The sequence below is a fragment of the Arthrobacter sp. AB6 genome, from assembly GCF_031844545.1.
In the GTDB taxonomy this organism is placed as follows: domain Bacteria; phylum Actinomycetota; class Actinomycetes; order Actinomycetales; family Micrococcaceae; genus Arthrobacter.
Map to the genome: position 1 here is coordinate 1 of NZ_JAUZVL010000026.1, position 10,320 is coordinate 10,320.

10 protein-coding genes, 1 pseudogene and 1 riboswitch are annotated in these 10,320 nt (G+C 65.9%); of the genes and pseudogenes, 6 read left to right on the forward strand and 5 right to left on the reverse strand.

What is annotated here, in order from left to right; translation table 11 throughout:
• Positions 1-622 (forward strand): annotated as a pseudogene (locus tag Q9R30_RS16665) (HNH endonuclease signature motif containing protein); the annotation flags it as partial.
• 88 nt (positions 623-710) lie between these two features.
• On the opposite strand, the gene Q9R30_RS16670 reads toward Q9R30_RS16665, so the two are convergent.
• The 5 genes from Q9R30_RS16670 to Q9R30_RS16690 all read right to left on the reverse strand — a co-directional run bounded on the left by Q9R30_RS16670 (position 711) and on the right by Q9R30_RS16690 (position 7,086).
• Positions 711-1,940, reverse strand: coding sequence for a glutamate--cysteine ligase (locus tag Q9R30_RS16670; protein ID WP_311218289.1), 1,230 nt, complete (start codon positions 1,938-1,940; stop codon positions 711-713).
• Positions 1,941-2,007: 67 nt separating this feature from the next.
• On the reverse strand, positions 2,008-3,531 hold the full coding sequence (locus Q9R30_RS16675; RefSeq protein ID WP_104999330.1) for a UDP-N-acetylglucosamine 1-carboxyvinyltransferase: 1,524 nt from the start codon (positions 3,529-3,531) through the stop codon (positions 2,008-2,010).
• Between the two features lie 578 nt (positions 3,532-4,109).
• Complete coding sequence (locus Q9R30_RS16680) at positions 4,110-4,910, reverse strand: energy-coupling factor transporter transmembrane component T (protein ID WP_311218290.1); 801 nt, start codon at positions 4,908-4,910, stop codon at positions 4,110-4,112.
• A complete protein-coding gene (locus Q9R30_RS16685) occupies positions 4,907-6,463 on the reverse strand; it encodes an ATP-binding cassette domain-containing protein (RefSeq protein ID WP_311218291.1) in 1,557 nt (518 codons plus the stop codon). Before Q9R30_RS16685 ends, Q9R30_RS16680 begins: the two co-directional genes overlap by 4 nt.
• Positions 6,463-7,086 (reverse strand): ECF transporter S component, encoded by a 624-nt coding sequence (locus Q9R30_RS16690; protein ID WP_311218292.1) that lies wholly within the window; start codon positions 7,084-7,086, stop codon positions 6,463-6,465. The genes Q9R30_RS16685 and Q9R30_RS16690 overlap by 1 nt, the downstream gene beginning before the upstream one ends.
• 64 nt (positions 7,087-7,150) lie before the next feature.
• A riboswitch (TPP riboswitch) is annotated at positions 7,151-7,291 on the reverse strand.
• A gap of 85 nt (positions 7,292-7,376) precedes the next feature.
• Here Q9R30_RS16690 and Q9R30_RS16695 point away from each other — a divergent pair.
• The 5 genes from Q9R30_RS16695 to Q9R30_RS16715 all read left to right on the forward strand — a co-directional run bounded on the left by Q9R30_RS16695 (position 7,377) and on the right by Q9R30_RS16715 (position 10,302).
• A complete protein-coding gene (locus Q9R30_RS16695; protein ID WP_311218293.1) occupies positions 7,377-7,919 on the forward strand; it encodes a heme-degrading domain-containing protein in 543 nt (180 codons plus the stop codon).
• Positions 7,920-8,050: 131 nt separating this feature from the next.
• Complete coding sequence (locus Q9R30_RS16700; protein ID WP_311218294.1) at positions 8,051-8,602, forward strand: DUF4383 domain-containing protein; 552 nt, start codon at positions 8,051-8,053, stop codon at positions 8,600-8,602.
• Positions 8,589-9,686, forward strand: a complete 1,098-nt coding sequence (locus tag Q9R30_RS16705) for an iron-containing redox enzyme family protein (protein WP_311218295.1) — start codon at positions 8,589-8,591, stop codon at positions 9,684-9,686. Before Q9R30_RS16700 ends, Q9R30_RS16705 begins: the two co-directional genes overlap by 14 nt.
• A 58-nt stretch (positions 9,687-9,744) precedes the next feature.
• A complete protein-coding gene (locus Q9R30_RS16710; protein ID WP_104999337.1) occupies positions 9,745-9,960 on the forward strand; it encodes a CDGSH iron-sulfur domain-containing protein in 216 nt (71 codons plus the stop codon).
• 78 nt (positions 9,961-10,038) lie between these two features.
• Positions 10,039-10,302, forward strand: coding sequence for a DUF4235 domain-containing protein (locus tag Q9R30_RS16715; RefSeq protein WP_104999338.1), 264 nt, complete (start codon positions 10,039-10,041; stop codon positions 10,300-10,302).
• Positions 10,303-10,320 lie beyond the last annotated feature (18 nt).

Here is a 10,320-nt window from a genome sequence, read left to right on the forward strand (position 1 = left end):
AGCCGACCACCTCCTCGCCTGGCACAAAGGCGGCACCACCGGCGTATCGAACCTCGGACAGCCCTGCCCGAAACACCACAGGCTCCGGCACACCAGCGCCTGGAAACCCACCCCGGCAACGAAAACCGAACCACCCGGCTGGACCTCACCCACCGGCCGGACCTACAAAACCGAACACCAGGACTGGGAACCACCCAAGTGGCCGGAAGGGCATGCCGAACTTCGGAATTCTGAACTGCCGAATGCCACTGCCGGGGCCACTGCCGGGGCCGATCCGAAGATCCAAGACTTATATGGGCCTTCGTGCTTCAACCTGCCTGAGTACTTTGAAGTGCCCGCGTACTTTGAGGTGCCTGACTTCTTTGAGGTGCCTGACTTCTTTGAGGTGCCTGAGTACTTTGAGGTTCCTGAGTACTTTGAGGTTCCTGCGTACCTCAGTGTGCCCGAAAGCTTTGAGATACCTGCGTGCTTTGCACTGCCGGAGGACCTGGAGCCGAGGGCAGATGTTGATTTGGCGGCCTTGGAGGTCCCGGAAGATCCCGGCCCCTCCGAAGACGAACTCCCCCAGGACCCGTTTCCGGACTGGCACCTCTGGCTCATGGAATCCCTCGCAGTCCCCTAGCGCCAGGGCTGTGCAGGGACGCACGTTCCCTAAAGCCATGTTCGGCTGTGCTGTGTGTGCTAAGCCGCGTGCTGCCGGCTTCGTGCCGCTAGGACTGCCTGACGCGCAGCAGTTCCGGGGCTTCGTCCACCTTTGAAAGATCCAGCCCGCCGCGCATGGTCACGTCAACTGCGTGCTTTACCACTGCATCGAAGCCAAGGTCTCCGCCTTGCGACACGGACAGGACTTTGTCCCGGACCCTCCGCTGTTCGGCAGCTCCTGTACCGCGCGCAATGATGTCCTCCACCCCTTGCCGGGCCAGGGCAAGTTCGCCCTGTTCCTGCAGTACCGGGGCGACGTAGTCCACCAGCGAGCGCACCACGTCAGCAGCCCTCGCCGGACGGAACGTGCCAAAGTCAAGCAGTTCCCCGCACAGGCCCGCACTGCTCGCCTGCCAGGATGCCATGCGCAAAAGCACCGTGGGCACGGGGGCAGGATCGACGCCGTCCTGCCACTCCCGGCTCGCAGTCTCCACCAAGGCGCGCACCAGGACAGCAATAAGTGCGGCGTCCTCAGCGCGGAGGCACACATCGGCTACGCGGACTTCCACCGTGGGATGGTTGCGGGAGAGCCGGGCGTCAAAATACAACATGCCCTCATCCAGCATGACCCCGCTGTCCAGGAGCCGCGTGACCACCCGTCGGTACGCGGAGTAAGTGCCATAGATACCCGTGGGCCCGGCCGTCGGCCACCGGTTCCAGGCCTGGGTCCGGTAGCTCTCAAAGCCGGTCTGGATGCCGTTCCAGAAAGGTGAATTGGCACTCAAGGCGGTAAGGACGGCGAGCTTGTCACGGATACGGTCCAGGACGGCCACGCCTTCGTCGTGCGACTCAATGTAGGTGTGCACATGGAAGCCGCACGTCAGCTGCTCCTGGGCGGTCAGGCCAAAGCGCTCAAGCATCCGCGCGTAGCGGGGGTCCGGAGTGGTGTGGCTGGCCAAGCCCAGCGGCGAGGTGGCCAGGGCTGCCACCCGGGCATGGTTTTTCTGGGCTGCCTTATCCGCCAGTGCCCGCCCGGCGCGGATCTGTTCCAGGAGTTCACGGTACTCCAGGCAGGGCCGGGTCTGGGTTTCGATCTGTTCCAGCTTGAGCTCGGCGCTCAGGCCCATTTCGTCGTCGTCGTAAACGGTTTTGTCTTCCGTCTCCAGAAGGCGGGGGTCGTCCGGGGCGTCGTCGGCGGCCATTCGGCGGCCGGACAGCAGCGCGTCCGCCAGGGCAAGCGGCTCCCCGCTCTCCGGATCAACGATCAGGAGCTCTTCCTCGACGCCGAAAGTTCGCATACCGACATTCTCCGACAACAGGGACGAAATTGAGGGTCAACAGCACTTCATGACGAAGCGTGAATGGTTAGTCCTGGAAGTATTCCACTTTCGCCCCGATGGTGTTGAGCCGTTCCGCCAGGTCCTCGTAGCCGCGCTCGATGACATAGATGTTCCGCAACTCGGACACTCCCCGCGCGGCAAGCATCGCCAACAGCAGGCACGCTGCCGGGCGGAGCGCTGGCGGACAGCCAACCTCGGCGGCGCGCCACCTGGTGGGGCCGTTGACGTAGATCCGGTGCGGGTCAAGGAGCTGCACCTGGGCGCCCAGCCGGTTCAGCTCGGTCAGGTAGATGGCGCGGTTTTCGTACACCCAGTCGTGGATCATGGTCTGGCCATGGGCGTTCGCCGCGATGACCGCAAAGAAGGGCAGGTTGTCGATGTTTAGCCCGGGGAACGGCATCGGATGGATCTTGTCCTCCGGAGCACGCAACTCGGAAGGCTTGGTGGTGACGTCCACCAGCCGGGTCCGGCCGTTGCGGGCCGTGTATTCGCCCGAGATCTCCAACTGCTGCCCCATTTGCCCCAGGGTTGCCAACTCGATTTCCATGAACTCGATCGGCACGCGCCGGATGGTCACCTCCGAGTTGGTGACAATCCCGGCGGTAATCAGGCTCATGGCCTCGATGGGATCCTCCGACGGGAAGTACTCAATCTCGGCATCGATTGATGGTCGCCCGGTGATCTTCAGGGTGGTGGTCCCCACCCCCTCGATAACCACCCCCAGCATCTCCAGGTAGAAGCAGAGGTCCTGCACCATGTAATTGGGGCTGGCATTCCGGATAACAGTGGTGCCTTCGCGGTGGGCTGCGGCCATGATGGCGTTCTCGGTGACGGTGTCGCCGCGCTCAGTCAGGACAAAGGAGCGGTCCCGGGTGTCCGCGGACGGGGCCTGCACCTCGTAGAAGCCCGCCGTCGCTTCCACCGAGAGTCCGAACTGGCGCAGTGCCTGCATGTGCGGCTCCACCGTCCGGGTACCAAGATCACAGCCGCCCGCATACGGAAGCTTGTACCTGGCTGACTCAGCGAGCAGGGGTCCCAGCAACATGATGACGCTCCGCGTGCGGCGTGCGGCGTCAACGTCCATCGCGCCCAGGTCCAGGACCGCCGGGCGGCGGAGCCGCAGGTCGGTGTCGTTGAGCCAGGTGCATTCCACACCGATGCTGGTCAGGACTTCAACGATCCTGTTCACTTCTTCGATGCGTGCAAGGCGGCGAAGAATGGTGGTTCCCCGGTTGATGAGGCTGGCGCACAGCAAAGCCACTCCGGCGTTCTTGCTGCTGTTGACGTCCACCGAACCCGAAAGGGTGCGCCCGCCTTCAACGCGCAGGTGGGTCATCTGCGGCTTGCCCACGTTCACGATGCTCCTGTCGAAGATCGCTTCAAGGCGCTGGATCATTTTCAGGCTCAGGTTCTGCTTGCCCTGTTCCATGCGGGCAACGGCGCTCTGGCTCGTCCCCAGCTCGGCAGCCAACTGTCCTTGGGTCCAGCCCTTCTCGGCCCGGGCATCCCTCAACATGGCGGCAACGTGTTCAGCGGTTTCCTGCGTCATACTCAAGTTTATATCATAAATGAGTTAAGCGCCCCGGTTATCCGGCCTAATCAGCAGCCACCGAAGAGCGTTTACCCGAACGATGCGATCGAAGGGCGTCGGATTCCTTGACCGAGCCCTTCAAGGGCGGGAGACTGACGCTGGTCCAACGGCAAGGGAGGCAGTATGCGCCGAACACCAGCACCGCCCATGCCAGGTAGCGGGGCATTTCCGGCCCGGAGCACTCGGAGCGTGCCAGGAATGGCGGCACTGTTACTCGCGGCCCAGCTCCTCATCTGCGGCTCGCCAGCGTACGCGGCGCCCTCCCCGGGAGAGGGAGTGCAATCGCTCCTTGGCTGGATGTGGAGACCGAAAACAGCTGGTCGTACACGGACAAGGACGCCAACCGGACAGAACTGTCAGCGGGTCGAGCAACCTTTACTCACTCCCGAGCTGGCCGGCAGGATCCCGGAACGCGTAAGGAGCAGCGATGGCCAGTGCGTCTGCGCCCCTCACCGGCGGCGGCGAGGTGGAGTTGACCCAGTTTGTATCGAGGGGTTCCGACTACGACTCTTCGTGCCCGTAGGCCTGGCCGGCTGTCAGTTCCCCAGCCACACCATGTTCCAGGTGCCCAGGGAGACGGCGGCAAAAACCGCTGTTGCCGCCATCACCACACCGCCGGCAAGAACCCACGCATCCAACACGCTGTAGGTCGATTCGCGGGCCCACGTCCGGCGGCCGCCGCCAAAGCCGCGGGCTTCCATGGTCACCGCGAGCCTCGAGGCCCGGCGGATCGCCTGGACCAGCAGCCCGAAGCTCTGCCCCAGCGTCGCCTTCACGCGCTGCAGGGCACTGCCGCGGGAACCCACCCCCCGCGCGCGGCGGGCCATCCCGATGGTCTGCCATTCTTCGGCCATCAGGCCCACCAGCCGCATGGCGGCGAGGGTTCCCAGCACGAACCGGTGCGGGAGGCGCGCCTTCTGCGCCAGCGCATCAGCGAGGTCTGTGGGGTCGGTGCAGCTCATCAGCAGCACTGCCGGCAGGGCAATCGCCAGCCCCCGCAGCGTGAAGCCCACGCCCAGCTCCAGGGACCCTTCGCTCATGGTCCAGATGCCGACGTCGATCAGCGTCTTTCCGCTGTCCGGCGCCAGGATGGAGGTGCTCCAGCCTCCCACTGCGGCGGCGAGGATCAGCGGCCAGCCGCGCTGCCACAGCAGGGCGGGCGTCAGGCCGGCCAGGGGAAACAGCAGGACTTCAAAGGCCAGCGCCACCGATGCGGACACCCAGTCGATGGAGAGTGCCAGCACGGCCGTGATGAGGAAGACGGCGGCGAACTTGCTGAGGGGGTTGGCCCTGGCCAGCAGCGCATTGTTGCCGCGCAGGTTCAGCTCCTGCCTCATGGTGCCGCCGTTTCCGCCGGAGCCATCCGCAGTTCCGTTCCGCCCAGCGCGGCCGTGAACTCGGCGTCATGGGTCACGGAGACCACGGCGGTGCCGCCGTCCAGCAGCTCGGACAGGAAGGATGCCAGCTCCGCCCACGTGTTGGCATCCTGGCCGAACGTAGGCTCGTCCAGGACCAGCACCTGGGGATGCGCAGCCAGGACCGTCGCCACGGACAGCCGCCGCTTCTCCCCGCCCGAAAGCGTGTAGGGGTTGGCGTCCACAAGGTGGGTGAGCCGCAGGCGCTCCAGCAGCTCGTCCACGCGCTCCCCGCCATGGCCAAGGTGCCGTGGGCCAAACATCAGTTCGTCCAGCACCTTCCCGGTGACGAACTGGTGCTCGGGTTCCTGGAACACGGTGCCGATCCGCTCGATGAGCTGCTCGGCTTTCCACTTGTACGGGTCTATTCCGGCGCCGCGGCTCAGGTCCAGCGTGGCCGAAACCTTCCCGGCCACGGGTTCGAGAAGCCCGGCGAGCGTCAGGGCAAGCGTGGACTTCCCTGCCCCGTTCGGCCCCGTCACCGCCAAGGCCTGCCCGGCACGGACCTGGGCGGAAATATCCGCCTGCACGGGTACCGGCGGCACCTTCCGGAAGCCGCTGCGCCCCGCCCGTTCACGGGACACCGCCAGCTCCTCGGCAGCGAGCAGGAGGCCACCCGTCCCCCGGGCTGGATCCGCCGCACGCAGCCGGGTGTCCGGGACATAGCCGGGCACCCACACCCCGGCAGCAATCAGCATGCTCCGGGCTTCCCTGAGCACTTGGTCCGGCGGGCCGTCCAGCAGCACGGCCTCCTTCGCGTCGGTGCCGGGCTGCAGCACCACAATCCGGTCCACCAGGTCCTTCCACACGGACACCCGGTGCTCCACCACCACCAGCGTGGCGCCGGTTTTGTCCAGGCACCGCGCCACGGCGTCGCGGACCTCCAGCACGCCGGCCGGGTCCAGGTTCGCCGTCGGCTCGTCCAGCAGGATGAGACCGGGACGCATGGCAAGGATGCCCGCGAGCGCCAGCCGCTGCTTCTGCCCGCCGGAGAGTACCGACGTTGGATGGTCCAGCGGGAGGTGGGAAAGTCCGACGTCGTCCAGCGCCTCGTGCACGCGGCTCCAGATGGCGTGGCGGGGCACGGCGAGGTTCTCGGCGCCGAAGGCGGCGTCGTCACCCACGCGGGACAGGACCACCTGCGTTTCGGGGTCCTGCTGCATGAGGCCGGCGCGCCCGCGCTGCTCGCGGGGGGAGGCTCCGTCAACCAGCAGCGAACCCGACTCGTCGGAATCGCCGGCCGCGCCGCCGTCGTCGTCCACATCCCCCAGGACCCCCGCCAAAGCATGGAGGAGGGTGGACTTGCCGGCGCCGGAAGGCCCCAAAAGCAGCACCCGCTCTCCCGGACGGATGTCCAGGTCGAGGGCATGGACCGCCGGCTTGGCGCGCCCGGCATGCCGCCAGCCCCAGCCGCGGGCCGTGACGGCGGCGGGACGCACTGCGGTGGGCGCGCCCTGGCGGGAAGGTGCGGACATCAGGAGAAGACAGGCTCCGTTGCTGCCTTCCGCGACGCGAACGAGCTCAGGACCCCGGTCCTGGCCAGCCCGCGGGTGGCGATCCATGACAGGGCGCCGGCGATAATGGCGCCGGAGATGGCGGTGAAGACGATGTACACCAGCTTGTCCCCGCCGGAGTAGGCGATGTTCCAGCCCCACGGCGCGAAGGAGTCGTTGAGGCCGCAGAAGAAACCGGCGGCGGCACCGGCCAGCAGTGCCACGGGCAGGTTGAACTTCCGGTATACGAAGATCGCGAAAATGATTTCCGCGCCGAGGCCCTGGACGAAGCCGGAGAACAGCACGGAAGCCCCGTACTGGGACCCCATGAGCAGCTCACCGGTGGCGGCTACCGTCTCGCAGAACAGCGCGGCGCCGGGCTTGCGAATGATGAGCATGCCCAGCACGGCCGGGATCATCCAGCCGCCGGCGATCAGGCCGGTCAGTGGCGGGTAGGTGGCGTTCATGGGGCCGGACACTGCGGCCGCGCCCTGGGACCATGCCCAGAAAATGACGCCGCCGGCAATGGCGATGAGGGCCGCCACCACGATGTCCACGACGCGCCAGGACTTGCTGCTGGTCTTCTTGACTGCTGTTGTTGCCATGTGATCCTCCTGAGGAACAGGAGGGGAAAGTGGACGCGGCCGCCGGCTATGCTGCCGCTGCGCGCACTTCGAGAACTCGACTCCCTTGCGCCGGTACTAACCGGATCAGGTTCGAGGGTCTGCGGCTGCCCGCACTCTCAGCGCCCACCTGCGGATCCTGGCATTGCCAGTGATGCCCGACGGCGGCGCTCCCCTGTCGTTGAATGTTGCTTTTGCTTGAAATGATTCGTTGCAGAAATACCCTGTTGGGCGTTGCCAGTTTACACCGCGGCGGGGGTAGATTGTGGGCCATGGCTGCCAATCCCCCGCATGTGACCGACTTCGACCCGGATTCCGATGCCATCCAGCCGGAGGGATCGCTGGCGGCACTGATCGCCCGGATTGAAGGCGAAGTCCGGGAACTGCAGTTTCCAGGCTTCTCCCTCGACGACTCCCTGAACCTGGGACTGCTCCTGGTGGAGCTGGGCAAGGAGCGCGGGCTGCCTATCGCGATTGACATCACCAAGGGCGGGCAGGTGCTGTTCCATGCGGCACTGCCCGGTGCGACGCCGGATAACGATCACTGGATCCGGGCGAAGCAGCGCACTGCTGCACGGTACGAGATCCCCTCACTGCTGGTGGGATTGCGCGGCCGGCTTCGCGGCGGCCGGATCGAGGACCAGGGCTGGTTCGACCAGCGCCGGTACGCCGCGCACGGCGGCTCCTTCCCGCTGTACGTCACCGGAGTGGGCGCCGTGGCCACTGTTACGGTTTCGGGGCTTCCCCAGGTGCAGGATCACGACCTGGTGGTCGAGGCCCTGCGTGAAATCCTCCGCTCCGCGGGAGCGGACTGATGCCAATGCTGGCGGAGTGACCCGCACGCTGGACGCACGTCCACCCGGCAGCAGAAACACAAAGGCTGCTTAGCATTTATTTAGTAATCATGCTTACTATGTTGTCTCCCGGGTTTTGAGGAGAACAGGACATGGCAGCCAGCACCCGCCTGACGGGCCCCCGAACACGCCTGCAAAATGCCGCCCTCGGAATTGGAACGGTCTTCTTCCTGTTGGGCATCTTGGGCTTCATCCCCGGCGTTACCTCCAACTATGGCTCGTTGGGCCTTGCCGGACCTGGTTCAGGGGCGCTGCTGCTGGGCGTCTTCCAGGTGTCCGTGCTCCTTAACGCGGTACACCTGGTCTTCGGGCTTGCAGGGGTCCTGATGGCGCGGACGCATCCCCAAGCCAGGAACTTCCTTATCTACGGCGGCGTGACCTATCTGCTCCTCTGGCTGTACGGCTTCCTGGCGGGTGACACCACGCCTGCCAACTTCCTCCCTGCGAACAACGCGGACGACTGGCTGCACCTGGCCCTCGGCCTGGCCATGATTGCGCTGGCCATCACCCTGGCTGCCCGAGGCCCCGCTGTCCCCGCAGGCGTTGCCAGCAGCGATAGCAGCAACCGGCCCGGAAGCCCCAGCAACGACGTCGCGGAACCGGCACCAACGCCGGACCTGAAGGAGCACTATGAAAATCCCTGAAGCGCGCGGTCCCGCCAGCGCCGCCTTGTTCGCCCTTCTCACGGAGGTACCCTGCTCCATTGGCACCCGCCCCGACGGCCGAACCGCCGACGACGGAACTGCCGATGACCGCGCCGCGGGACTGCACCGGGCGGTCAGCAGCCAGTTGGCCGCCACCCCGGACATCATCGGCGATGACGACCTCCAGCTGACGCTCTTCTGCCTCTACGAGCTCCACTACACCGGGCTCGCAGGCGTCAGCGATGAGTGGGAATGGGCGCCGGGACTGATCCAGGTCCGCCAGCTGCTGGAAAAGCCGTTCGAGGCCGCGCTCAGGCGGGCCGCCCGTGAAGCAGCCGGCGAACTGGAGCTTCCCGCGGCCTCGCGTCCCACCAGCGACGCTGTGGCCGATGTCCTGTTCGGCCTCGCAGCCCGAGATACCGGCCCCAGCCTCTCCCGGTACGTGGCGAAGAAGGCCAGCCTGGATCAGCTCAAGGAATTCCTGATCCATAAGTCCATCTACCAGCTGAAGGAGGCCGATCCCCATACCTTTGCCATTCCCCGGCTCGCCGGGCGCCCCAAGGCCGCGCTGGTGGAAATCCAGGCGGATGAGTACGGCGGCGGACGTCCCGAACGGATGCACAGCGCACTTTTCGCCCGCACCCTGCGGGGCCTGGGGATGGCGGACGAATACGGCGCCTACGTCGATTCCGTCCCGGCCGTCTCCCTCGCCGCAGTGAACCTGATGTCCCTGTTCGGGCTTAACCGCCGGTTGCGGGGTGCCATCACCGGGCACCTGGCCATCTATGAGATGACCTCCTCCCAGCCCAACCGCCTATACGGCAGCGGCTTCCGGCGGCATGGTTTCGATGCCGCCGTCACCCACTATTTCGATGAACACGTGGAAGCAGACGCCGTCCACGAGCAGATCGCCGGCCGCGACCTGGCCGGCGGCCTGGTGGAAGCCGAACCAGGACTTCTTGGAGATGTATTGTTCGGTGCCACGGCAGCCATGGCGCTGGACGGCAGGCTGTCCGCCCATCTCCTGCAGTCTTGGGAGAACGGCGGGACCTCACTAAGGGCGGCAGTGCCGGCAGCAGCATGAGCGGCGCAAGTTCCCCGCCGCCGTCCATCACCCCCGGCAACCTAAAACAGGAGCTCGCATGAACCAGGAACCGGCCGAGAGCTCCATCGTGGTGTGCCCCGACGGTCCGCTGATTGTGCGCGGCGACTTCGAGATCGTCACGCCCTCCGGGGAACCGTTGCCGCGTGAACGGAAAACCGTGGCACTGTGCCGCTGCGGGGCGTCAGCCATCAAGCCCTATTGCGATGGGACGCACAAGATGGTCAAGTTCCGGACGGAACCCCCGGCAACCTGAGCAGCGCCTGCACCGGCCGGCCGCAATCGCCGGTTAGGCTAGGGACAGCCCGTTTTCCGCCCGCAAGGAGTACTAGGAATGAACCTTTTCATCAAGCTGCTCGGCACTGGCGTGAGCCTCGGCGCAGGCTTTGTCGGCACCAAGCTCGTCAACGCCATCTGGGAAAAGACCACCGGCCGGAAGCCCCCCACCGGCAAGCACGAGGACGTCCCCACGAGCCTTCACTCGGCTCTGACGTTCGCCCTGATCTCTGCCTCGGTGAGCACCATCATCCAGGTCCTGGCAAACCGTGGCACCCAGCGCGCCATCACCCGGTTCGCCAAGAGCCAGGACATCGTCTAGCAGCACGCCGAACGGTGT